Source organism: Micromonospora maritima, from assembly GCF_902825405.1.
Taxonomy (GTDB): Bacteria; Actinomycetota; Actinomycetes; order Mycobacteriales; family Micromonosporaceae; genus Micromonospora; species Micromonospora maritima.
In genome coordinates this window covers 1-23,050 of sequence record NZ_CADEAU010000002.1, presented here as the reverse complement: position 1 = coordinate 23,050, position 23,050 = coordinate 1, and the positions used below count along the sequence as shown (strand labels likewise).

Genomic DNA, 23,050 nt, shown 5'->3' with positions numbered 1-23,050 from the left:
CCCTAGTCCCCCGTGCCGGCCGCGGTGTGGCGGCCGGTCAGTTCCTGCGCGCGCAGCTCGGCGAGGGTCGACTGCAGCCTGGTGACGTGGGCGCCCTTGAGGGCGGTCAGGGTCTCCAACCAACTCGCCACGTCGGCGAGACCCTCGTCGTGCGCGTGCTCGCTCAGCTTGGGGTAGAGGTCGGCGGATTCGTGCAGCTCGCCGGTCAGTGCCGCCGCGACGTTGAGCTCGGTGTCGCCGAGCGGTTGCCGGGTGGACGGGTCGGCCTCGAAGCGGAGCAGATCGAGGTGACCGTGCGCCACGCAATCCGTCGTGCTGGCAAGTTCCCGGAGAGTCTGTGCGACGGCGAGATGACCCTCGATCTCAGCAATTTCCGCGAAATATGCGTATCGCTGGGCGGTCATGGACTCGGACGCGAAAGCGGCGCGCAGATCTGCAAAAAGCTGCGAGCTCATGCCAGGCATGCAGGTTTCCTCGCCTCCTGCTGCAGAGCACAGGTCGCACCGAATCGATCGACCGCCCCCGCAGCTCGTGACCGACACTAGTCCAGTGATCGAGGGGCAGTCTAGAGTGGATCTCAAGATCATATTTACCTCGACCAGTACGTGTGCACTTGCTAAAGTGTGCTCCGTCGCGAACGGGGGACGGACATGCGCGGACTACTGGTATCCGGGCTCGGCCCGATGATCAAGAATGTCAATTACCTCGAAGGCAGCCTTTTCGACCCGGGCGAGGCCGACGTCGCGGGCTACTTCCGGGACGTCTCTCCCGAGTTCGCGCTCGAACGCCTGGAGCTGAGCGTCGACGGCGGCCGGGGGCCGTTGCTGCTGCCCCGGTGCTCCGACGTCCCCCACCTGACCACGTTCGCGCTCCTGGCCATCCTGGACGGATGCCCCGGCGACTACGACCACCTGGACACCGGCGACATCTGGGCGGACCGGTCCCCGGCCCTCGCCGACGACTACGACGTCGTGCTGCTCTCGACGACCTTCATCTACGAACGCCGGTCGCTGCGCCGGGCCCTGAGGTATCTGGCGGAGCGTTGGCCGGACGCCACCATGGTGCTCGGTGGGCAGTTCACCAACCTGAAGTTCGTCCCGGTGATGCGCGACCATCCCGAGGTCGACTACGTCGTCCGTGGTGACGGGGAGGAGGCCCTGCCGCTGCTCATGCGCGCGCTCGCCGGTCGCGGCGACCTCAGCGCGGTGCCGAACCTGGTGCACCGCACGGACACCGGCCGGCTGGGGCAGACCCCGCTGCGGGACATCGACATCGAGACCCACCCCTCGCCACAGTTCCGGGGCAAGCACGACATCGTGCCGTACGAGTCGATGCGCGGTTGCCCCTTCAGCTGCGGCTTCTGCTCCTTCCCGCACGCCTCGCCGCGCTGGCGGTACAAGTCGGCCACGAAGATCCGCGACGACTGGGGGCGGTACGCCGAGGCACACGGCGCATCCATGATCAAGGCGATGGACTCCACGTTCACGGTCCCGCCCCGGCGGATGCGCGAGCTGTTCGACCTGCTCCCGGCGCTCGGCGTGGGGTGGGAGGGATACAGCCGGGCCAACGCCGTCACCAGCGCCGAGGACGTGGAGCGGTTCGCCGCGTCCCACTGCCGCTCGCTGTCCATCGGGTTCGAGTCGATGAGCGAGGAGAGCCTGCGCCGGATGAACAAGCGGGTGACCGCGAAGCAGAACCGGCAGGCGTTCGAGCTGCTCAAGGACAGCGAGGTCGGCCATCGCTGCTCGTTCATGGTCGGCTACCCCGGTGAGACACCGGAGGACTACCGCCAGACCCACGACTTCCTGACGAACGAGTACCGCGGCTACTTCATGCTCAGCATCTTCTCGATGCAGGACGAGACCATGCCGGTCTGGCAGGAGGCCGACAAGTACGACCTTCAGGTCGCGGACCCCGAGGACCCGGACAGCGGCTGGAGCCACTGCGGGATGGACTTCGCGCAGGCGAAGGCCCTGCACCGGGAGACCCTGCACGAGGTTCGCCGACGCAACGACGAAGCCCTGCTGGTGCTCTGGCAGAGCCGGTACGAGGTGCCGATCGCGCCGAAGCTGCCCCGCCGGCAGCGGTTGCGGATCGAGAAACTGATCGAGCGGATCGGCATGCTGCCCGTCGACGAGCCGGACCGCGCCCGCGGTCGGCAGCTCGCCGCCGGCTACCTGCACCAGCTCGCCGACCTCGGCGTCACCCTGCGCGCCCGGGCCGGCGCGCCGGTCTGAGGCGGCTCGCCACGGCGGTCGGACCTCAGCCGGCCGCGGCGATGAGTTCGGCCTCGAGAGCGGGCGAGATGACGGGGGTCCGCGATGCCACCGCCAGGTGCGGGTCGGGCAGGGCCCAGTCCAGGATGTCGCGCAGCGTCTCCCGGACCGGCCGGGTCCGCAGCCCGGCGGCGATCGCCTTGGAGCAGTCGAGGCTGAACAGGCCGGCGACCGGCGTCAGCGCGGTCGGCTTCCACAGCGGCAGGGTGGTCAACGGCTGCAGGCCGTAATCGACGAGCACCTGCTCCGGGATCCAGACGGCGTTGCCCACCGGCGTTCCGGCCGCCTCCGCACAGGCGGCGATGAATCCGCTCATGGTCAGGGTGCCGTCCGCCGGACCCGTCGCCGTGTAGACCCCGGCCTGCCGGGCCTCGGTCAGCCGGACGACGAACTCACTCAGGTCGCGCGCGTCGATCAACTGCAGTGGCTGGTCCCGAGGCTCGGGGGCGGCGAACCGGTCCCCCCTGGCGACCCGCAACGGCCAGTACGGAATACGTCCGGAGAAGCTGTCGTAGTCGAGGGTGTTCGTGCTCACCCCGTGCGCGTCGCTGCGCGAGCGGCTGGCCACGTCGTACGGGCCGAAGATGAGGCCGCACCGCACGACGAGGCTCCGGTCAGCGCCGTAGCTGTGCTGGACGGCCCGCTCGCTCGCCGCCTTCTGCGGGCCGAGTGCCGGCCAACCGAGCGCCTCGGTGTCGGGCTCCTCGTCGAAGACCGGGGCCTCCTCGGTCACCCCGGGCCGACTCACGTCCCGATAGACCGACATGGTCGAGATGTAGGTGTAGAAGGGCACCGAGTCCGACAGCAGGGCCGCAGACGCACCCACCAGTCGCGGCACGTAGCCGCAGGTGTCGATGACCGCGTCGAAGGTCTCCCCGACCAGGCCGTCGAGCCCGCCGTCGCGGTCGCCGACGATCCGCCGCACCTGCGGGAACAGGTCCGGGTTCTCCCGGCCCCGGTTGAACAGGGTCACCTCGTGGCCGCGCCGGAGCAGGGCCGTGACGATGTGACGGCCCAGGAACACGGTGCCACCGAGCACGAGGACGCGCATGACGCTCCTATCGGGGATGGGGTTCGGGCAGCCCGAGTGCACGGGCCGCCCAGGGCAGGGCCACCCGCAGTTGAGCGCGCTGGAAGGGCCGCACCCGAGGGGCGGTGGGAATGTCGGGCTCCCCGGCGAAACCGGCGAAGAAGCCGGCCACCATGGCGACGACCCCCGGGTCGAGGCCCGGCTCGGCCGGCGGGACGCCCGTCTCCAGGGCGAGGCTGGGCAGCCAGAACGCCAGGTCCAGTTGGGGATTGCCGACGGCGGCCAGGTTCCAGTCGACCAGGACGGCACCGCGGTCGGTCAGGCAGGTGTTGTCGCTGCGGACGTCGAGGTGCAGCACACTGCTCCCCGCGAGCACCTGCGGACCGGTCACGTCGAGCAGCGTGTCGAGATGCCGCGTCAACCACGCCTCGTCGCAGGCACCTGTGGACAGGAACCGCTCCGGCGCCTCCGCGACGCGGCGCCAGCCGGTGACGAACGGCGAGTCGTCGGACAACCTCGGCAGGCCGTCCGGTACGGGCGCCTCGTGCAGGGCGTCGAGCGCCGCCCGGACCTCCGCGACGGACTCCGGCGTCCACGGCGGCGGCCAGCCGGACGGCAGGAACTCGAGCGCCAGCCACGGCACCGTTCCCTGCCCCATGCCCCACACGGCGGGCAGGAAGTCGCCCTTGGCCGTCGCGTAGAACCCCAGCTCCTGACGCAACCAGGTGGCGGTCAACGTGTCGCTCGGCGCCTTGACGAAAGCTCGGCGCCCGTCCGCGAGATCCACCCGGCACCGTCGGGCCGGGGTGTAGCCGCCACCGGTGACAGGTGCCACGGCGACGACGGTGCTGCCGAGGGTCTCCTCGATCTCCGGCAGGACGTCGTCCAGCTCGGTCATGCCGACCTTCCGATCATCTGGTCTAGCATTCAGCAACGCCCCTCTTGTTGACCAGAGCCCTCGGCCCTCGGATGGGGAAACGCATGGATGTCGTCGTACCCGCTCCACTGGTTCTCGCCCGCAGGCCACTGGTACGGGTCGTGGCTCCCTCGTTGTCCGCCCGGGTGGTGCCGGCGGAGGTCAGGGCGTTCGCCACCCGTCGGCTGACCGGGCTGGGCTTCCGGGTGACCTTCGGCGAGCACGTCGACGCCGACGGCCCGCTCGGGACCGCGCCGATCGGGTCCCGGCTGGCCGACCTGCACGCCGCATTCGCCGATCCGGAGGTCGACCTGATCCTCACCGCCATCGGCGGACACTCGGCGAACGCGGTGCTGGGTGGACTCGACTGGGATCTGGTGGCCGCCAACCCCACCTGGTTCTGCGGCTTCTCGGACATCACCGCCCTGCAGAACGCCCTGCTGACCCGGGCCGGCCTGGTGACCCTCTCCGGCCCCCACTGGTCGACCTTCGGGTGCCGCCGGCACCTGGAATCCACCGTGGAGAGTTTCCTGGACGCCGTCACCTCGGACGGGCCGGTGCGGTGGCGGGCACAGGACTGGTGGTCCGACGACCCGACCTGGTACCTGAACCAGGAGGATCGCACCCGACTGCCCTCCGAGGGCTGGTGGATGCTCTCCCCCGGCACGGCGCAGGGTCGGATCGTGGGAGGCAACCTGTGCACCCTGGCGCTGCTGCAGGGCACCGGCCTGCTCCCCGACCTGGCCGGGGCGGTGCTCTTCGTCGAGGACGACGCCGGTTCGTCGGCCGCCACGGTCGCCCGCCACCTGCACGCCCTGCTCCGGCAACCGGGCGCCGACCAGGTCGGCGGGCTCGTCCTCGGTCGCTTCCAGCGGGAGACGGGCATGACCCGGCCGCTGCTGGCGGCGATCGTGGCGGAGCTACCGCACCTGGCCGGACGACCGGTCGTCGCCAACGTCGACTTCGGCCACACCTTTCCCCTGCAGACGTTTCCGATCGGTGGCGCGGCCCGGGTGTCCGCGGACGCCGCCGATCCGGACATCACCTGGGCACTGCCTCACGCACCGGTGCGCACGACGTAGCGGCGCCGGGCCGCCTCGACCACGTCACGCAGCTCGGTCTCGCTGTCGGCGCGGAGGATGAGCATCAGGCACCAGAGGCCGTGGGTCTCCGCACCCACGGCACAGAGCGCCCGGTGCTCGACGACGTGCGGATCCGCGTCCAGCTCGGCGGCCGTCGGCATGGACAGCACCCGCCCGCCCCCACCACTGGCCGGGATGTTGATGCCGGCCACGTGCGGGCCTCCGCCCCGCTGCGCCACCCGTCGGGTCACCGATCTGCCGACCAGCTCGTCCGCCCAGAGCAGCCGCAGGTCGACCCCGTCGCGGCAGCGCACCATGTCGAGCAGCGGGCCGCCGCCGAACCGGGTGGCGACCTCGGACGCCACCAGCTCGTCAGCCGGCGTACGGAAGAACTCGAAGTGCGTCGGACCCGAGCTGATGCCGATCGCGGCGTTGACGGCCCGGTGCAGCTCCAGCGCCCGGTCGATGAGCTTGCCGTGGTCGGCGGCGTCGAGCAGCAGCGAGCCCTCCTCGCCGGGCGGCACCGACAGCCTCGGGCGCGGATACCGGCCGACCGTGAAGTACATCGGTGCCCCGTCGGACCAGACGGCGTCGGCGTGCAGTTCCTCGCCGGTCACGTACTCCTCGATGATCAGTTGGTGGGAGATCACCTCGGGCGGAAAGGCGAGGCCGTCCACGACCGTCCGCAGGTCCTCCGGCCGGTCCACCCGGACCGTGGCCATCGCGCCCATTCCGCTGACCGGCTTGACCACCACCGGGAAGCCGACGGTGTCGGCGACCTCGGCCGGATCGGGGACCGCCCGTGCGTCGGGTACGGACATGGAGCGCGCGCAGCGGATGCCGGCAGCCCGGTAGCGCCGCTTCATCTCCCGCTTGTCCCGGGTGGCCACGGCCTGGGCCAGCGTGCCGCCCGGCACACCCAGAAGCTCGGCCAGCAACCCGGCGCCGTACTGGCTGAACTCGGCGAAGCTGGCGACGCGGCGGATCCCGGCGTCGCGCAACCGCAGGTCCACCGCGACCGCGCTGAGCTGCTCGACGGAGTCGAAGTCGCGGACCTCGTAGACGCCCTCCGCGCGCGCCAGCAGCGCCCGGTCCACGTCGCCGAACCGCACGTCCCACTGGTCGAGGACGACGTGGACGCGGGCTCCCGCGTCCAGCAGCGCCCTGAGGACCACCGGCTCCCACTTGCAGAACAGGATGCTCACGACCGGGAGATCCCCGCGAGCTTCGGCAGGAGGTCCGCCACCTGTTCGACCGCGATGGAGGTGCGGTCGCCGGAACGCAGCTCCTTGACCGACACGGTGGTCGGGTCGTCGAGGGTCAGCACGAACATGGCCCCGCGGCCGTCCGCGTACTTCATCTGGGCGGCGTGCCTGGCCGCCCCGGGGTACAGGTCGACGTCGAACAGGCCGGTCTCCCGGACCGACGCGGCGAGCCGGGCATCCGCGATCTGGTCCTCCTGGTTGCCCCGGGTGACCACGACCAGGGGACGCTGTCGCTCGGCGTCCCGGATCCGGCCGAGGCTCTCCAGCGCGGACATCAGCCGGGTCACGCCGATGGTGCCGCCCACCCCCGGGAACCGGCTCCTGGTGTAGAGACCGGTGAGGTTGTCGTACCGGCCGCCACCGCCGACGCTGCCCACCTCGGGCGCCTCGACGAAGCCGATCTCGTAGACCATGCCCGTGTAGTAGTCGAGGCCGCGGACGATGCTGGGGTCGAAGCGCACCACGTCGGGGTCACCGCCGGCGGCGACGACCAGGTCGAGGATCGTCCGCAGCTCCTCCAGGCCCGCCTCGGCCTCGGCGCTGTCGACGAGGTCGGCCACCGCGGCGAAGGTCGCCTCGTTGGTCTCGCCACGGGCGGCGAGCACCGCGAGGATGCGCTCCACGACCGCGGCGTCGACCTCCACCTGGGCCAGCTCGGCGGTCACCCCCGCCGGACCGATCTTGTCGATCTTGTCCAGGGCACGCAGCACCGGAGTGATCCGGTCACCGAGGTCCAGGCCGTTGAGCAGCCCGTTGACCATCCGGCGGTTGTTGACGCGCACGACGAACCGCCCGAAGTCCATCCGGGTCAGCGCGGCCTGGGCGATGGCGAGGATCTCGGCGTCCGCGCTGACGTCCGTCTCGCCGATGATGTCCGCGTCGCACTGCAGGAACTCGCGGTAGCGACCCTTCTGCGGCCGGTCGCCGCGGAACACGTAACCGATGTTGTACGCCCGCAGCGGCATGGTGAGCCTCGACCCGTGCTGCGCGACGAATCGGGCCAGCGGGACGGTCAGGTCGAAGCGGAGCGCGACGTCCCGACCCCCCGCGTCCCGGAACTCGAACATCTGCTTGTCGTTGTCACCGCCGCCCTTGCCCTTGAGGATCTCGGCGTACTCCACGTTGGGGGTCTGGATCGGATCGAATCCGAAGGAGCAGAAGGTCTCCTCGATGACACGGAGCATCCGGCGCCGGTACTGGCCGGCTGCCGGCAACACGTCGGTGAAACCCTTGAGCGTACGAGGCTGAATGATCTGGCGGTCCATGATGACTCTCTGTCGGGTACGAACGGAGGACAGGGGCGCTGACGACGGCCGGCTCGCGACAGGAACCACGTCCACCCCTGCGGGTGGAAGCGGCTACGATGCCCGACCGCTGGCCACGACCTCCGCCACCGAGCCGGCATCCACCTCACGCACCTGACCGCCGGGCATATGTCGTACGGTGCACGATCCGTCGCCACGCACCTCCACGAGCGTCGCGAAGTCCGCTCGCACGGACGGGTCGGCGGGCGGGTCGAAGAGCACCCGGGTCGGCAGGCCACGCCGGCGCAACTCGCGCACCACGTCGAGCAACGACCCCTCGCGCGCGTCGGGTCCGCGCGTCACGACGACCTCGTCCGGTGCCGTGCCCCCGGCCCGGGCGTCCTCCAGCAGCAGACCGACCAGCCGGGTCAGGCCGATCGAGACTCCCACGCCGGGGTATCGCTCGCCGGTGACGTGGCCGAGCAGGTTGTCGTACCGACCGCCGGACCCGATCGCCCCCCAGTGTTCGCGACCGGCGACGAACGTCTCGTAGACGGTGCCGGTGTAGTAGTCGTGGCCCCGGGTGATGGAGAAGTCCAGCCGCAACCGGCCCGCCGGCATGCCCAGCCCGATCGCCGCGTCGATCACCGTCTCCAGCTCGTCCAGACCGCCCTGGTCCGCGCCACGACGCGCGAACAGGTCCCGTGCCTCGCGCACGGTGTGCAGGCTCAGCAGCTCGCCGATGTCCTCGGCGACGGCGTCGGCGACCCCGGCGTCGCGCAGTTGCAGGACGGTCTTCTCCCGCGGCTGCCGGCCGCCCTCGTCGATGATCTGCACGATGGCCTTGACCCGGGTGTTGTGCAGGCCGTGCACGGCGAGCAGGGCGGCCAGTGCCCGGCGGTTCGAGATCCGGACGGTGAAGTCGCCGAGGCCGACGGCCTCGAACGCGGCGTGCAGCGCGCAGGCGATCTCGGCGTCGAAGAACAGACTCAGCTCGCCGCGGCCGATCACGTCGAGGTCGCACTGGTAGAACTCACGGGCGTGTGACAGGTCGGGGATCTCCGCTCGCCACACCTTGGCGATCTGGTAGCAGCTCAACGGGAAGGCGAGGGTGTCGCCGCGCTCGGCGATGTGACGCGCGAGCGGGACGGTGAGGTCGTAGCGCAACCCGAGACTCGCGCCCGTGTCGGTCTCCGGAGGCTCGGCGACCCGGAAGATCGGCTTGCCGACTCCGCCGTCGGAGTATTGGCCGTCGCCCGCGGTCAGCACCGACCACGGCTGCACCGCGGCGGTGTCCAGCGGACGGAATCCGTGACTCTCGAAGCCTTCGCTGATCGCGCGGATGAGACGCCGCTCCAGCGACACACCGGCGGGGGACCACTCCGGGAACCCGGGCAGCTCGATCGGAGGACGCAGCGCCGAACGACGACCGTCGATCCCCACGTCCATCGAGACATCCTCATCAGGTGAGTGCTGCGCCTGCACCATAGCATCCGACTCCGGTGAAGTGGTCATCGAGGCGCATTCCGGGCGGCCGGCGCAGCCGGCTTGACCCCCCGGGCGACGACGAACAGCATCTGGTCGACGAACCGACCGCCGTCCATCCGTACGGAGTGCAACTCCTGGAACGCCGGCGAGGCCTTGCGGTACACCTCGCGGATCGCCTCCCGGTTGTCCTCACCGATCGCGCCGTTGTCGGACCACGCGTCGACGTCCTCCACGGAGACGTACCGCTCCGTGGAGACCTCGTCGCACCCGGCCTCGGTCATCAGCCGGGCGAGGTCGTCGGGGAGGAAGAAGTTGCGGCGGACCGGGTTGCGCAGCCGCAACACCTCGAAGTACTCGTCCCGGTCCGCGTCGCCGTAGGCGCACAGGTTGATCAGCAGGATGCGACCGCCCGGCTTGGTCACCCGCACCATCTCCCGCACCGCGTCGGGCAGGGTCATGAACTGGATGCCCTGTCGGCACACCACCACGTCGAAGGTGTCCGACTCGAACGGCAGCGACTCGGCCGGCGCCAGGACGAACTCGTCCAGGTGGGGCTGCGCCTGCTCGGCCATGTCGGCGGTGATGTCGACGCCGACGACCCGGGCCACCCGCCCGGAGAACAGGCGCGACACCAGGCCCGTGCCGCAGGCCACGTCCAGCACCGCGTCGTCGGCACCGGGTTGGGCCATGCCCAGCACGATCGCGCCCAACGCCTCGTCCGTGCACCACGAGCTGGACTGGTCGTAGGTGCGGGCTCGGGCGGCGAAGTGCTCCACGACGTCGTCGCGTTGGATGGTCAACTCGATTCCCTCCGGTTGTGGACGTGGGGTGCGGCCACGGCGGCCGCGTCGCGGTCGAGCACCGTCTTCCGGTGCGCGCGGTTCCGCAGCGCCCACCCGCTCCGCCTGCGTACGCGGACCCAGGCGACGGTGGCGTCGCGGACCAGCCGGCGCCGGTAGTTGCGGTCGTTGCGCATCGACCGCACCTCGTTGCGCAGTCGCAGCGCGAGGTCGTGCACCCGCACCCGCGCCATCGACGGCGGCCGGCCGGCGCCGTCCTCCGCCTCGGTGGCGTAGCCCAGGCGCCGCATCATCGGTCCGGCGGCGAGCACGACCTGACGGCTCTCGGTCGGGCTCAGTCCGCGCAGGTGCCGGCCGACGCTGTCGGCGTTGATCGGCCGGTCGGTGTTGTGCCACGACTGGGACAGCCGCGCGGTCCGCTGCGCGGCCGGAGACCTGTGGTGCGCCAGCATCGCGGGCTCGAAGGGCTCGTCGAGGAACTCGCAGAGCCGGCGCAGCACCGGCTCCGGATCGGCGACCAGATCCTCGTACCGCAACTGGTGCACCACCTCCGGCCCGTACCGGGCGAGCGCGGCGGCGGCCAGTTCCTGCTGGCGGGACCAGAGCAGGGCCGTCCGGTAGGGATGGAAGTGGTTGAACACCGACCGCTTCGCCGAGGCCGCGACGTCCCGGGGATCGCGGACCAGCCAGATGAACCTGGCCCGCGGATATTCGGCGAGGACCTCGGCGACGTGGTGCACCGTGAAGGTGCTCTTGCACCCCCAACGCGGCTTGCCCTCGGCACGCCGGTACTCCTCGTAGAAGGCCCCGACGACGCCGAACACGCTCGGGCCCGCCTGCGCGAGCACGCGCTCCTCGTCGATCGGATGCTCCCAGGGGTGGATGTGCCGACGCAGCAGCCGCTGGGCGTCGCGGACCAGGGCCCGCCGGTTCCGGTCCTGCCGCAGGTCCCCGTACGCCGGGGCGAGCGAGGCGAAGTAGTGCATGAAGTGCGGCGGGTGCGGCACCGTGATGTGCGGATGCGAGTTCAGCACCAGGCGCAGCAGGTTCGAGCCGGACCGCTCCGTCCCGATGATGAGGACGGGGCTGTCGGCTCGAACCAGCTGCGGCCCGGGTGCCGGCGGACCGCTCGGAATCATCCGACGGTCAGGCGCTGGCCGGCGCGAGCGTCGCCTCGCCGCTCAGCTTCTTGGCCCCGCAGGGCACCAGCAGGGAACCCGCCGCCGCCACCTCCGGCGGGGCGATCTTGTCGAGGGTGAACCGCTCCGAGCCCGGGACCAGGTGCGGACCGGCGGAGCTGAACTTCGACCGCCAGCCGGGCCCCGCGTACGAGGTGGAGCGCTCCAGGCCGTCGTTCGGCTGCGGGTAGAAGTAGTTGAAGTGCTCCGGGTAGTGCTTGAAGTCCATCACCGGCCCGGGAGCGTAGGCGTCGTAGATGCGGCTGTAGGCGTCCCGGCACGCCCGCTCGGGCAGGCCGCTGACGTTGAGGAACTCGTCCTCGTGCAGCGCCTGCTCGATGGAGAGCCAGTTCAGGTGGTCGACCTCGCTGCGCATCAGGCCCTTGTCGATGGCCTGACGGTAGACCGTCGTCCCGGGCATGGCGGACAGGTACTTCACCCGGGTCACGTGGTGGTAGCTCTCGGCGAACTCGACCATGTGGCCGAGCGACTCCTCGGTCTCGTTCGGCAGACCCACGATGAGCAGGGCACCGAAGCGCACACCGCCCTCGAAGGTGGTGCGCATGGCGCGGACGGTGAGGTTCTCCGAGTTGCCCTTGCGCGCCTCCCGGAGCACCTCCGAGCCGAGCGACTCCACCCCGTAGAGGATGATGTCGGCGCCCGCGTCACGCATCGCGTTGATCCGGGGCTGGTCCATGTCGGCACACCGCGTCAGGCACGTCCAGCGCAGGTCGTGGTCGGAGATGACGTCGCACATCTCCAGGGTCTGGCGGCGGTGGGAGCTGAACGTCAGGTCGACGAAGAAGCAGAAGTCGATGTTGTACTGCGACTTGAGCCAGGCCAGATCCCGGTCCATCTTCTCCGGCGACTTGGCCCGCACCTGCGGGGTCGTCCGGTAGCAGAAGGAGCAGTCCATCTTGCAGCCCCGACTGTAGGACGAGATGATCTGCGGCTGAAGGCCCATCGGGCTCTTCGACTGGGGCCACAGGTCCAGTCGCATGCGGGGCAGCGAGTCGAGGTCCATCATCTGACCACGGGGCCTGGTCCGGCGCATCTTGCCCTCCGGCCCCCGGAAGCAGATGCCCCGGATCGAGGGCAGGTCCTTCTCCCAGCGACCGGCGCAGTAGCTCTCCATCAGCTCGAGGATCGTGATCTCCCCTTCGCTGATCACCGCGATGTCACACGCCGTGTTCTCCATGAAGACGTGCGGCACCGAGGTGACGAGCGACCCGCCGCAGATGATGGGGACGTCCGGCCGGGCGTCCTTGACCATCGTCATCAGCTCGTTGACGAACGGGAAGTTGTCCTCGAAGGTGCAGATCCCCAGGACGTCGGTGCCCTCCATGATCTGCCGGTACGCCTCGTTCAGCGGGTCGACCGCGTACCGCACGTCGACGATGCGGACGGGGTAGCCGGCGTTGTGCAGGACCGTCGAGATGTAGGTCGCGCCCTCGTAGGGCGAGGTCAGGAAGAACTCCCACCCGCGCATCATGGTGAACGGCGACGGGCCGACGACCAGCGTGAACTTCGGCTTGGTCGGGTCGATCGGCACGGGCGTCTCGTCCTGCTCGCGCATCTGGGCCATGTACCGGTGGTCGACTGCTTCGTTGGAATTCGTGTAGAGCTCGGGCGCCAAGGAGAGCTGTCGTGGCATGTACGCGTCACCCTTTCAGATCGAGATCGGTCATTACTTCCACGTCGCGTTCCAGCGCCGTGCCGAATAATGGATGATCAAATCGTGGTGGTGCTCGCCGGCCCCGGCTCCTGCGCAGGGTAAACCGTCGGATCATCGAGCGGGACGTTCAACCAGGAGATCATCTGGCGGAGCTGGTGATAGGTGGCGAGACGGCGCTCGTCGGAGTCTTCCCGCTCGGCGGCGGCAATCGGCTCCCACAGCCGCCGCGTCATCACCGGACCGAGTTCGAGCAGCCCTCCGCTGCCCCCGGTCGCCCACTTCGCCAGCACGTAGCGGGCGATCGCACCGATCGGAATGTCCAGATTGGCCGACATCCCCCGCAACGTCACCAGCGGGTCCAGCAGGCCGTACATCTGGACCTCGGACTTGAAGTTGGCATGGCGGTCGTCATCGTCGATGGGTTCCCGCCACCGCGTCAGCGTGATGGTGGGTTCGTCCTCGACCGGATTCTGTTCGACTTCACGCATGCCCGTGCCCCCGTAATTTGCTCTAGGCGGGGTCACGCAGTTTCCGTGGACCGCCGCGCATCCGAAGGATGCCACGACTCCGACCCAGGCCGGAATGCCGCTAGATCAATGCCGAACACTAACATCCGCGCCGGACGCAAATCAACGGCTTCGATCGAACGAATTGCGTCGACGGCAGTCTTTACAGAAGACGAACGTTAACGCATGCCGGATCATTGCGGTGATCTCAATGGGACCTGGACGCGGCCGGGGACGACGTCCACCCCCGGCGCGCGCCGGACGACCCGCGGGACCTCCGCGAGGCCGGGAGAGGGGTCACTGCGCGCTCGGCCGGCTCCGCTCGATCCGAGCGGCCAGATCACCGAGCACGGTGTGGTCGAGCAGCTCGTGGAACTCCAGGGCCACCCCGAGATCGCGCCTGATCCGGCGCTGCGCCTGGAAGGCCAGCATCGAGTGGCCGCCGAGCGCGAAGAAGTCGTCGGTGGAGCCGATCCTCTCGTTCGCGAGCAGATCGGCCCAGAGGTCGGCGAGATAGCGCTCGACCTTCGTGCTCGGTTCACGGTGGTCGGCGCGCCGGCGTCGCCACTCCTCCAGCAGCCGTCGTACCCCCGCCTCGTCGCGCTTGCCGTGGTCGGTGGCGGGAATCTCGGGGACCACCAGGAAGCTCGCGGGGACCATGAAGTCCGGCAGGACCTCCTCGGCGTACGCGCGCAGGTCCCGGATGCGCACCGTGTCGTACCCGACGATCAGCGCCACGAGATGGCGGTCGCCGACGCCACCCTCCACCTCCACGGCCGCCTCCCGCACCTCGGGGTGACCGAGCAGAGCGCGCTCCACCTCCCGTGGCTCCACCCGGTATCCGCGGATCTTGACCTGCCCGTCCGCGCGCCCGACGAAGTCGAACAACCCGTCGGGGCGCTGTCGGGCCAGGTCACCGGTCGCGTAGAGGCGGGCGCCCGGGACCTCGCCGAACGGGTCCGGGCGGAAGCGTTGCGCGGTGAGATCGGCGCGGTCGAGGTAGCCGCGCGCCACTCCGGGACCACCCACGTGGATCTCACCGACCGTGCCCTGCGGCACCGGCGTCAGGTCGGCGTCGAGCAGGTGGATCGTCGCCCCGTGCAGCGGCACGCCGATCGGCACGCTCGGTGCGTCCGGCGCGACCTCGCGCACCTCGTGGGCCGTGCAGGCGGTGCTGATCTCGGCCGGCCCGTACAGGTTGTAGAGGCGGCCGCCGAACTCGCCGGCCAACAGCTCCCGACAGGCGGCCGGCAGCAGCACGTCACCGCCGGTGTGCAGGATGCGCAGCGACGCGAAGGCGTCCTGGTCCACGCTGACGATCTTGTTGAACGCCATGGTCGGCACACACATCGCGGTGATGCCCCGGCGCCGGAGCTCACGTCGCAGGTCCGCGCCCACCAGATCCCGCAGGGGCGGGAGGATGACCACGGCCGCGCCGGCCGCGAGAGTGCACCACGTCTCGAAGTGGAAGGCGTCGAAGGAGACGCTGGAGATCTGGCCGACCCGGTCCGTCGGCGTCAGCTCCGGCAGGGACGGGTTGCGGGCGAAACTGACCAGGTTGCGGTGCTCCAGCACGATGGCCTTGGGGGCACCGGTCGACCCGGACGAGAACAGGACACTGGCCACGGCGTTCGCCGGCACCGCCGGCAGCTCCGCACCGGACTCCGGCGCCTCGGCACCGCGGCGCCAGGCCCACACCTCACCGGGACACCGGTCGCCCCAACCGGGCAGGGTCACGGTGAGCCGCACCCGAGCCGCCTCGATCATCAGGTCCCGCCGCGCGTCGGGATAGCGCGGGTCGACCGCCACGTACGCCGCCCCGGCCTTGAGGATGGCCAGCACGGCCAGCCAGAGGTCGACGTCCCGAGGACGGTGGACCGCCACCCGGTCACCGGGCCGGACCCCACGGCCGATCAGCTGCCGGGCCAGCCGATCGCTCTCGGCGTCGACCTCCGCGTAGGTCAGGGCCTGCCCGGCGTCGACGAGCGCCGGTCGGTCGGGGTGCCGCCGCACGCTGTCCCGGAAGACATCGACCAGGGTGGCGCCGCTGACCGGAGCCGGCTCGGACAGGGGGCCGGCGAGTTGTCGCAGACAGTCGTCCTCGGCGCCGGCCACACCCGTGTCGACCCAACCGGCGGGTGCGGGTGCCGCCGCGGGCCAGAGAGCGACCTGGCCGTCGTCGTTGCGCAGCACGCGCACCGGAGACCGCGCATCCGTCGCCGCGTCGTCGAGCATGACCATGCAGACCTCCCCCGTGGTGATCCAGCGGTCAGGCTAGCAAGAGTCGGCCGCCCGATGGTGATCGAGAAGCATCTTTGCCGAAGGTCGGACGGCAGAGGTGGACATCGATGACCAGCGGGGCGCTTTCCATTGACACATGGAGAATTGGCCACGTATGGTCGCGATTCCGCCCCGCTGTGGAGCGTCAACCCCGCCGCACGCCTGGAGGAACGCTTGGCGTCGTCGCTCGCCTGGACCGCGCAGTCCGCCGCCGACGTCGCCGAGCAACCCCACCCACGCGGCAGCACGATCCACACTCTCGTCGCGGACAGCATCCTGCGCCACCCGGACCGGATCGCCGTCCGGGAGGGCGACCACCTGCTCAGCTACCGTGACCTGGACAGGCTGGCCCAGGACTTCGCCGCGGAGCTGACCTCGGCCGGCGCCCGGCCCGGCGACATCGTCCCGCTCCTCATGCCCCGGTCGGCCCGCCTGGCGATCGCCGCCCTCGCCGTGTTGCGCTGCGGCGCGGCCTATGCCGCGCTCGACCCGGCCTGGCCCGCCGGCCACCTCGCCCGGCTGCTGTCGCTGATCGACTCACCCGTCCTGATCACCGATCGCGCCGTGCCCGGTCCGGCCGCCCGCCTCGCCCCGACCGACTGGGACGGCATGGCCGCGACCCTGCGGTCCCCCCGTCCCCACACGCCCGTCGACGTCGACGGCACGGCGGCGGCGACGGTGTTCTTCACCTCCGGCACGACCGGCCTGCCCAAGGGCGTCGTCTCGCCGCACCTGGGGACGGTGCGTCTCTTCCACGACTGTCCCTTCGCGACCTTCGACGAGCACACCGTCATGCCACTGGCCGCCGCGGTCCCCTGGGACGTGCTCAGCTGCGAGCTGTGGGGCCCGCTGATGAACGGCGGCTGCGTGACGGTGGTGACCGACCGCTACCTGCTCCCCAGCGGGTTGCGGGAGTTCGTCACCCGGTACGGCGTCCAGACCGTCTTCTTCACGCCGACCCTGTTCAACATGATCGTCGACGAGGACGTCGGCGCGTTCGCCGGTCTCGAACAGGTCCTGATCGCCGGCGAGCGGGCCTCACCCGGGCACTGCGCGCGCCTGCTCGCGCACCACCCGGACGTGGTGCTGATCAACGCGTACGGCCCGGCCGAGGCCACCACCTTCGCCTCCGCCCAGCACGTGCGACCCGAGGACTGCCGGCTCCCGGGCGGGGTGCCGCTCGGCCATCCCCTCCCCCACACCGGCCTGCACGTCTGGGACGGCACCCGGGAGTGCGCGACCGGCGAGATCGGGGAGCTGCTGATCTCCGGCGCCGGGCTGGCCCTGCGCTACCTCGGTGATCCGGCACTGACCGACGAGCGGTTCGTGACCGTACGGGTGGACGGCCGGGCGGTGCGCGTCTACCGCACCGGCGACCGGGCCCACCGCGACCGGCAGGGCCGACTCTTCTTCGACGGTCGGGACGACCGGCAGATCAAGATCCGGGGTCACCGCATCGAGCTCGGTGCGGTGGAGACCGCGGTGGCCGCCGTGCCCGGGGTGACCTGGTGCCGGGCCCTCCCGGTGCAGGACGACGACGGAAGCTACCGGGACCTGTACCTGGCCTACACCAGTCCGGCGACGCCTCCGGTCGAGCCCGGGCAGATCCTGGCGTTCGTCGAGGACCGACTGCCGGCCTACCTGATCCCCCGCCGCCTGCTGCGGATCGACCGCCCGCCCATGTCGGGCACGGGCAAACTGGACGAGCGCGAGCTGATCCACCGGATGGCCGCCACGGCCCCGGCACCGCCGACCCCGAGCGCCACGGCGGCCGAGCCGGACGACGTCGCGTCGATCGTGTCCACGGTCGTCGACACGGTCCTGGGCCGGTCCGTCGAGCCCGATCAGGACTTCTTCGCCGCCGGCGGGACGTCGATCGAGTTCGGCGTGCTGTGCACCAGGCTGGCGGCCCGGCTGAACCGGCCGGTGCCGTTGTCGGTGGCGATCCAGCGCGCCACCCCACGCCGGCTGACCGAATGGCTCGACGGCCACCAGCCGGCGGACGACCGTGCGGCGTCCGCGTCGACGAAGCCCGACGACCGGCCACTGCCGCTGTCCGAGATGCAGACGTCCTTCTGGATGCGGCAGTCCCTGGATCCCACCGACGTCTCCGGCCTGTGCCCGGTCGTGCACGTCGTCGACGGCGCACTGGAACGGCGACCGCTCGACCAGGCCTTCCACGACGTCGTCGAGCGGCACCCCGCCCTGCGCGCGGGGTACACCTTCGACGACGACGGCACGACGCTCGTGGCGGTCCCCGCCACGGGCGTCGTGCGGGACGCGGTCACCTGGTTGGCACCTGCGGAGACGGACGCCGAGGCGGTGCGGGCACTGGCCGGGGTCCTGATGCGGCCGCTGGACGTCGAGGAGGGCCCGGTCTGGCGGGCGGTCGCGGTGCCGAGCCGGGACGGCACCCGGACCACACTCGGCATCGTGGTCCACCACATCGCCTTCGACGGATGGTCGGAGACCGTCCTGGTCGCCGATCTCAGCCGCGCGTATGCCGCCCGCCGGGCCGGCCGGGAGCCGGACTTCCCGCCGATCCCCACACCGGCCGACGCCCGGCGCCGGCTGGCGGACCGGTTGGCCGCCGTCGACCTCGACGCGCAGCGCCGCTACTGGCGGGAGACCCTGCGTGGAGTGCCGGCCCTGCCTCTGCCGGCCCCGGCCGGCTCCTCCGACGGTCGCCGGACAGCCAGCGAATCGTCGACCCGCACCTTCCGTCTCGACCCCACGATCGGGGTGGAGGTGGGCCGGCTGGCCGAGAAGCACGCCACCACCCCGTTCGCCGTGCTGCTCTCGGCGTACGCCGCGGCCCTGGCCCGTCTCACCGACAAGCGCGACTTCGGTCTGGGGGTGACGGTCTCCCGCCGCGCCGGGGCGGGCATCGACGACCTCGTCGGCTGCTTCGTCGAGACGGTCTGCCTGCGCCCGCGCCCGGCCGTGGAGTCCGGCTGGCCCGACCTGCTCGACGGCATGCTGCCCGTGATCCGCGACGGGATGGCGGCCCAGGACCTGCCCTTCAGCGAGGTGGTCCGGCTGGTGAACCCCGCGCGGGGGCGGCACAACCCGCTGTACCAGGTCCTGTTCGTCTATCAGGACCACCCCCGAACCGACGGGTCGTTCGCGGGTCATCCCATGCGCCGCGTGCCGCTCCCCGCGGTACACGGTGTCTGCGAACTCGTCGTCGAGGTCTGGCCGGAGCCCGACGGCGGCTACACCGTGGACATGACCTACCAGATCCAGGCGCTCGAAGCGGACTTCGTCACCGGCAGTTTCGACCGGTTCGCCGGCATCCTGACGCAGCGGGACCGTCGCTGAGGCCGGGTCAACCGACGACGCGCACCGGAAGCGAGGTGGTGCCCAGGATGAAGTTCGACCTCAGCCGGCGGACCGGCCCGGCCAGCGACAGGCGTACCCCTCGGGACACGAGGGCGGAGAACGCCGCGGTCAGTTCCACGGTGGCCACGGTGGCGCCGACACAGCGGTGGATGCCGCTGCCGAAGGAGACGTGCCGGTTCGGGGACCGGTCGATGATGAACCGGTCCGCCTGCGGGAACTGCGCCTCGTCCCGGTTGGCCGACACGCTCCAGAGGGTCACCGCGTCACCCTCCCGGATGAGCTGACCGCCGATCTCGACGTCGCGCAGGGCGCTGCGCTGGACGTACGCGTTGACGGAACTCCACCGCAGGATCTCCTCGACGGCGCCCCCCATGAGTGCGGGGCGCGCCAGCAGGGCGTCGTACGCGGTCGGGTTCTCGATCAGGGCGAGCAGACCGGAGCAGGCACTGTACGACGAGGTCTCGTTGCCGCCGACCGCCAGGTTCATGCAGTTGTAGAGGATCTCGGACTCGGGCAGGGGCCGCCCGTTGACCCGGGCCCGGATCAGCATGCTGACGGCGTCCTCGCCGGGGTTCCGCCGACGGCTCCTGACCAGGTCGGCGAAGAAGTCGAAGATGTCGTTCTGCAGTGACGCCAAACGCAGCCGCACGTCACCTGTGGTGTCGACGTAGGTCGGATCCCGGAAGCCGATCATCCGGCGGGTCAGGCCCACGATCTCGTGCGCCTCCGCGTGGCCGACGTTCATCATCGCCATCAGCGCCCCGGCCGGCAGCTCGGTGGCGATGGTGGTGGCGAAGTCGGTGCCGCCGTCCTCGAGCATCACCCGGACGGCCTCGTCGACGAGGTGGGTGATCTGCCGCCCGACGGCGTCCAGCATCGCCGGGGCGAACATGGGCTGGAAGACCTGCCGCAGCATGCGGTGACGCGGCAGGTCGCTGGCGACGAGCATCCGCCCGGCGGCGCTGTCCCGGACGCTGCGGAACGAACCGCCGAGCATGGCCCCGCACTCCGAGCTGAAGACCGTGTGGTCCCGGTAGGCGGACAGGACGTCCTCGTACCGGGTCAGGACCCAGAAGCTCCCGCCGTCGCGGGCGGGATGCGCGTAGACCGGCCGGTGCCGGCGCAGCCAGGCGAGCACGGCGTGGTGCTCGCCGCGGGCGAAGAGGTCGACGTCCTCGAGATCGACGTGGGCGGTCGCCACCGCCGAGGTGTCGCGGTCGTCGTCGAGCGGCACCACCGGAACGTCCATCATGCCTCCCCCGTCGCGCCCGACCGGTCACCCCGGAAACATCGACCCGGGCCTCTGCATGCTAGACGAACCCACCCGGCTCCGGGTCCTCCGTGGGCCGGAGGCAGGGCCCCCCGGGAGCCGCTCCCCGGCCGCCGTGAGCCGGCGGTCCCGTCGGCGCCCGGGGCGCCGGCACGAGCGGGGACCGGCCCGGGTCGGTGGGCCGGGTCCGGGCCCGCAACCGGACCGGCAGGACGGCCGGCGCCCGGAGACCGAAGGCGGGCAGCCACTGCGCGGGTCCGGTGCGCTCCACCTCGACCACCCCGGTCAGGTGCCCGACGAACTCCTCGAGCACGAGCCGGGTCAGGTTGGCGCCCAGGCAGTAGTGCGCGCCCCGGCCGAAGGTCAGGTGCTGACCGGACGAGGGGTGTCCCAGCGACAGCTCGTCGACCTGCGGAAAGCGGGCACCGTCCCGGTTGGCGGCGGAGAGCAGCAGCAGGACCGAACTGCCGGCGGCGATCCGCCGGCCGCCCACCTCGATGTCCGCGAGCGCGATGCGGGGGGCCAGGGTGAACGGGCAGGTGTACCGCAGGATCTCCGCCACCGTTCCGGCGACGGTCACCTCGCCCGTGTCGACCCGGCGCCACTGCTCGGGAAAGCCGGCCATCACGTCGACCGTGCCGGCGAGGGCGGCGCTCAGCGGGTCGGACCCACCCGTGAGGAACTGCGCGAACGTCGCCGTGACGGCGGTCGGCCCGAGGTCGAGCACCGCGTGCAGCGGATGGTCCGCCTCGGCGACCCGCTCCAGCGCGTAGCCCCGGAGCTGCCGCACGCTCGCCAGCGCGGCGTGCCCCAGCTCCACCAGGGGACGGGGGGTGACGATGAACCGGATGATGTCGGCCGCCCAGCCGGCCACCAGCGCGGCGTCCGACGCCGGGATCCGCAGGATCGCGCAGATGATCGCGTTGGCGAGCGGGCGCGCCAGTTCTTCCACGGCGTCGCACTCGCGGCCGACCAACGGACGGACGGCGTCGGCCACCGCCGCCTCGACGAGCGGGCGGTGGCAGGCGGTGCGGGAGGGTGCCCAGTCGGGCAGCACCCGGCCGCGCAGAGCCGTGTGCAGCGGCGGGTCGGAGAAGACCATCCAGTGGCCGTAGAACTCCCGGAGCTCCGCCAGCCGCTCCGCCTCCTCGGGAGGCAGCATCGCCATGAAGGCCATCGGCCCCTGAGCCGACAGGCGAGCGTCGACAAGCAGCTCGCGGACGAGACGGTCGGACACCACCACCCATGCCTGCAGCGCGCTGCTCCAGCTGACCGGGGCGTCGGCCAGGAGCCGCTGGTAGCCGCCGTGCGGCGCACGCAGCAGATGCTCGTCGGACCAGTCCGGCGAGGTCGAGGACGGCACAACGGGGTCCATCGGCTCCCACCGCGGATCAGGGCTGGTGGTCGGTGCCACTCGCTGGTGGCCGGCGGCGACCCAGGGACAGTGATCGAACCGGATCAGTGTAACCGGGAGCAACCTCGGTCCGGGGTCCCGGGCACGGAGCAGCAGGCCGGCCGGGCAGCGCGCTCAGGCGCTCTCGTCGACGAACTTGTAGTAGCTCATCCGGAAGCGCTGCAACAACGCGCGCATGAACTCCGGCCCCGTCTCCGGCCGCACCCGCTCCGGCCCGGCCGGTACGCCGTTGTCGTAGAAGTCCTGCGCCAGCGCCCCCCACTCGGGGTCCAGCACGTCCAGCGTCACCGCGCGGCCGGGCTCCCAGCGGAACTCGGCCACCCGCCGGCTGGTGTGCTGCGCGAACGTGTACAGCCCCACGCGGGTCGGTGCCTGCTCGGTCACGCCTACCTCCTCGATCGCCACGACTCGTCCACTCACCACGGGCTCGGCGGGCGGAAGGCCCCCCACGCCTCGCCGGTGATCATGCCTCGGCTGCGTATCTCGTTGAAGCGGTCCATCGCACCGGAGACCGCGTTCTCGTTCAGGCCGGTGGCGCGCAGCCGGTCGGCCAGCACGGCCGGGTCGGTGCTCTGGAGCCGGGCCATCGTGTCGGGACTGAGCGGCTGGTTCCGCTGCTGCGCGACGAAGTCCGAGCGCAACGGTTCGGCGTTCGACTCCGGGAAGGAGTAGCCGTGGTCGATGGCGACCAGGCGGCCGTCCGGGCCGGTCAGGTAGTTACCCATGTGCCGGTCGGTGTTGCCGCTGATGTAGTCGAGCACCGCCATCCGCTCCCGTTCCGGCAGGGAGTAGTCGGTGACGGGACGACCGGGGTGCGCGTTCTCCACGAACTCCTGCATCGAGCCGGCCCCGTGCGGGCCGTCCCACCGGGCGGTGGTCGGCACCAGGCCGAAGCCCAGGTCCTCGTCGAGGCGGGAGGCGGCGACCTCGCGGGCGGCCAGCTGGTTCTCCGGAATGGTGGAGCGCACCTGCACGAACTCGTTCTCCGGCACGTTCGGCTTGTAGACGCCGTGCGTGCCGTCGGTGAACGTCACGTCGTAGGCGTCGTTGACGTGCTCACCGGGTTTGAGCTCGACCATGCTGTGCACCTCCCTGCCGAGCAGCCGCAACTCGGCCTCGCTCGCATGATCGGGCACGGCCGGATCGGGATCGGCCCCGCCCCCCGGTGGATCGCCGCCGTCGAGGTCCGGCTCGGCACCGTCGTGTGGCGGGCCGCCGTCGTGGACCGGGCCGCCGTCGTGGACCGGGCCGCCCCCGGGCGCCGGACCGCCGGCGGCCCCGGGC

The 23,050-nt window shown here is 71.2% G+C and carries 18 protein-coding genes; 3 read left to right on the top strand and 15 right to left on the bottom strand.

The genetic code is table 11. The features are described 5' to 3' along the window. Positions 1 to 2: 2 nt before the first annotated feature. The gene (locus HUW36_RS00575) at positions 3 to 464 is read right to left on the bottom strand and encodes a rubrerythrin family protein (RefSeq protein ID WP_217428736.1); all 462 of its coding nucleotides are present in this window, start codon (positions 462 to 464) and stop codon (positions 3 to 5) included. Between the two features lie 186 nt (positions 465 to 650). Here HUW36_RS00575 and HUW36_RS00570 point away from each other — a divergent pair, with 186 nt between their 5' ends. Then, positions 651 to 2,237 carry a B12-binding domain-containing radical SAM protein gene (locus HUW36_RS00570; RefSeq protein ID WP_174526244.1) on the top strand — a complete coding sequence of 529 codons (1,587 nt, stop codon included), beginning with the start codon at positions 651 to 653 and terminating at the stop codon, positions 2,235 to 2,237. Positions 2,238 to 2,262: 25 nt separating this feature from the next. Here the strand turns inward: HUW36_RS00570 and HUW36_RS00565 are convergent, their stop codons facing one another. After that, a complete protein-coding gene (locus tag HUW36_RS00565) occupies positions 2,263 to 3,327 on the bottom strand; it encodes an NAD-dependent epimerase/dehydratase family protein (RefSeq protein WP_174526243.1) in 1,065 nt (354 codons plus the stop codon). A gap of 7 nt (positions 3,328 to 3,334) precedes the next feature. Beyond that, positions 3,335 to 4,204 carry a phosphotransferase gene (locus HUW36_RS00560; protein WP_174526242.1) on the bottom strand — a complete coding sequence of 290 codons (870 nt, stop codon included), beginning with the start codon at positions 4,202 to 4,204 and terminating at the stop codon, positions 3,335 to 3,337. Between the two features lie 140 nt (positions 4,205 to 4,344). Here HUW36_RS00560 and HUW36_RS00555 point away from each other — a divergent pair, with 140 nt between their 5' ends. Next, positions 4,345 to 5,304: a S66 family peptidase gene (locus HUW36_RS00555; RefSeq protein WP_217428735.1), complete on the top strand. Its 960-nt coding sequence runs from the start codon at positions 4,345 to 4,347 to the stop codon at positions 5,302 to 5,304. On the opposite strand, the gene HUW36_RS00550 is transcribed toward HUW36_RS00555, so the two are convergent. The 8 genes from HUW36_RS00550 to HUW36_RS00515 form a co-directional block, all read right to left on the bottom strand. Further along, positions 5,280 to 6,509: an ATP-grasp domain-containing protein gene (locus HUW36_RS00550; protein WP_174526240.1), complete on the bottom strand. Its 1,230-nt coding sequence runs from the start codon at positions 6,507 to 6,509 to the stop codon at positions 5,280 to 5,282. The two genes, HUW36_RS00555 and HUW36_RS00550, sit on opposite strands and share 25 nt — an antisense overlap. Continuing rightward, positions 6,506 to 7,834, bottom strand: coding sequence for a histidine--tRNA ligase (gene hisS / locus HUW36_RS00545; RefSeq protein WP_174526239.1), 1,329 nt, complete (start codon positions 7,832 to 7,834; stop codon positions 6,506 to 6,508). The genes HUW36_RS00550 and hisS overlap by 4 nt, the downstream gene beginning before the upstream one ends. A 93-nt stretch (positions 7,835 to 7,927) precedes the next feature. After that, entirely contained in the window at positions 7,928 to 9,262 is a 1,335-nt protein-coding gene (locus HUW36_RS00540; RefSeq protein WP_174526238.1) for a histidine--tRNA ligase, read from the bottom strand. A 62-nt stretch (positions 9,263 to 9,324) separates the two neighbouring features. Then, on the bottom strand, positions 9,325 to 10,101 hold the full coding sequence (locus tag HUW36_RS00535; protein ID WP_217428734.1) for a class I SAM-dependent methyltransferase: 777 nt from the start codon (positions 10,099 to 10,101) through the stop codon (positions 9,325 to 9,327). Then, positions 10,098 to 11,240, bottom strand: a complete 1,143-nt coding sequence (locus tag HUW36_RS00530; RefSeq protein ID WP_217428733.1) for a sulfotransferase family protein — start codon at positions 11,238 to 11,240, stop codon at positions 10,098 to 10,100. Before HUW36_RS00530 ends, HUW36_RS00535 begins: the two co-directional genes overlap by 4 nt. 7 nt (positions 11,241 to 11,247) lie before the next feature. Further along, on the bottom strand, positions 11,248 to 12,864 hold the full coding sequence (locus tag HUW36_RS00525; protein WP_217428732.1) for a B12-binding domain-containing radical SAM protein: 1,617 nt from the start codon (positions 12,862 to 12,864) through the stop codon (positions 11,248 to 11,250). A 146-nt stretch (positions 12,865 to 13,010) separates the two neighbouring features. After that, complete coding sequence (locus tag HUW36_RS00520) at positions 13,011 to 13,442, bottom strand: DUF6027 family protein (RefSeq protein WP_217428731.1); 432 nt, start codon at positions 13,440 to 13,442, stop codon at positions 13,011 to 13,013. Between the two features lie 315 nt (positions 13,443 to 13,757). Next, positions 13,758 to 15,701, bottom strand: coding sequence for an amino acid adenylation domain-containing protein (locus HUW36_RS00515; RefSeq protein WP_174526236.1), 1,944 nt, complete (start codon positions 15,699 to 15,701; stop codon positions 13,758 to 13,760). Positions 15,702 to 15,914: 213 nt separating this feature from the next. Here HUW36_RS00515 and HUW36_RS00510 point away from each other — a divergent pair, with 213 nt between their 5' ends. Next, entirely contained in the window at positions 15,915 to 19,061 is a 3,147-nt protein-coding gene (locus tag HUW36_RS00510) for an AMP-binding protein (RefSeq protein WP_174526235.1), read from the top strand. A gap of 7 nt (positions 19,062 to 19,068) precedes the next feature. On the opposite strand, the gene HUW36_RS00505 is transcribed toward HUW36_RS00510, so the two are convergent. The 4 genes from HUW36_RS00505 to HUW36_RS00490 all read right to left on the bottom strand — a co-directional run bounded on the left by HUW36_RS00505 (position 19,069) and on the right by HUW36_RS00490 (position 22,902). Further along, positions 19,069 to 20,331 carry a cytochrome P450 gene (locus HUW36_RS00505; protein ID WP_174526234.1) on the bottom strand — a complete coding sequence of 421 codons (1,263 nt, stop codon included), beginning with the start codon at positions 20,329 to 20,331 and terminating at the stop codon, positions 19,069 to 19,071. 61 nt (positions 20,332 to 20,392) lie between these two features. Continuing rightward, positions 20,393 to 21,727 carry a cytochrome P450 gene (locus tag HUW36_RS00500; protein ID WP_174526233.1) on the bottom strand — a complete coding sequence of 445 codons (1,335 nt, stop codon included), beginning with the start codon at positions 21,725 to 21,727 and terminating at the stop codon, positions 20,393 to 20,395. Positions 21,728 to 21,880: 153 nt separating this feature from the next. Further along, positions 21,881 to 22,150 (bottom strand): hypothetical protein, encoded by a 270-nt coding sequence (locus HUW36_RS00495; protein ID WP_174526232.1) that lies wholly within the window; start codon positions 22,148 to 22,150, stop codon positions 21,881 to 21,883. A gap of 32 nt (positions 22,151 to 22,182) precedes the next feature. Beyond that, entirely contained in the window at positions 22,183 to 22,902 is a 720-nt protein-coding gene (locus tag HUW36_RS00490) for a protein kinase family protein (protein WP_174526231.1), read from the bottom strand. Positions 22,903 to 23,050 lie beyond the last annotated feature (148 nt).

Coding starts and splice junctions, on each gene's coding strand:
- HUW36_RS00575 (WP_217428736.1), bottom strand. CDS start 464: ATGCCTGGCATGAGCTCGCAGCTTTTTGCAGATCTGCGCGCCGCTTTC.
- HUW36_RS00570 (WP_174526244.1), top strand. CDS start 651: ATGCGCGGACTACTGGTATCCGGGCTCGGCCCGATGATCAAGAATGTC.
- HUW36_RS00565 (WP_174526243.1), bottom strand. CDS start 3,327: ATGCGCGTCCTCGTGCTCGGTGGCACCGTGTTCCTGGGCCGTCACATC.
- HUW36_RS00560 (WP_174526242.1), bottom strand. CDS start 4,204: ATGACCGAGCTGGACGACGTCCTGCCGGAGATCGAGGAGACCCTCGGC.
- hisS (WP_174526239.1), bottom strand. CDS start 7,834: ATGGACCGCCAGATCATTCAGCCTCGTACGCTCAAGGGTTTCACCGAC.
- HUW36_RS00540 (WP_174526238.1), bottom strand. CDS start 9,262: ATGGACGTGGGGATCGACGGTCGTCGTTCGGCGCTGCGTCCTCCGATC.
- HUW36_RS00530 (WP_217428733.1), bottom strand. CDS start 11,240: ATGATTCCGAGCGGTCCGCCGGCACCCGGGCCGCAGCTGGTTCGAGCC.
- HUW36_RS00525 (WP_217428732.1), bottom strand. CDS start 12,864: ATGGCCCAGATGCGCGAGCAGGACGAGACGCCCGTGCCGATCGACCCG.
- HUW36_RS00520 (WP_217428731.1), bottom strand. CDS start 13,442: ATGCGTGAAGTCGAACAGAATCCGGTCGAGGACGAACCCACCATCACG.
- HUW36_RS00515 (WP_174526236.1), bottom strand. CDS start 15,701: ATGGTCATGCTCGACGACGCGGCGACGGATGCGCGGTCTCCGGTGCGC.
- HUW36_RS00505 (WP_174526234.1), bottom strand. CDS start 20,331: ATGGACGTTCCGGTGGTGCCGCTCGACGACGACCGCGACACCTCGGCG.
- HUW36_RS00500 (WP_174526233.1), bottom strand. CDS start 21,727: ATGGACCCCGTTGTGCCGTCCTCGACCTCGCCGGACTGGTCCGACGAG.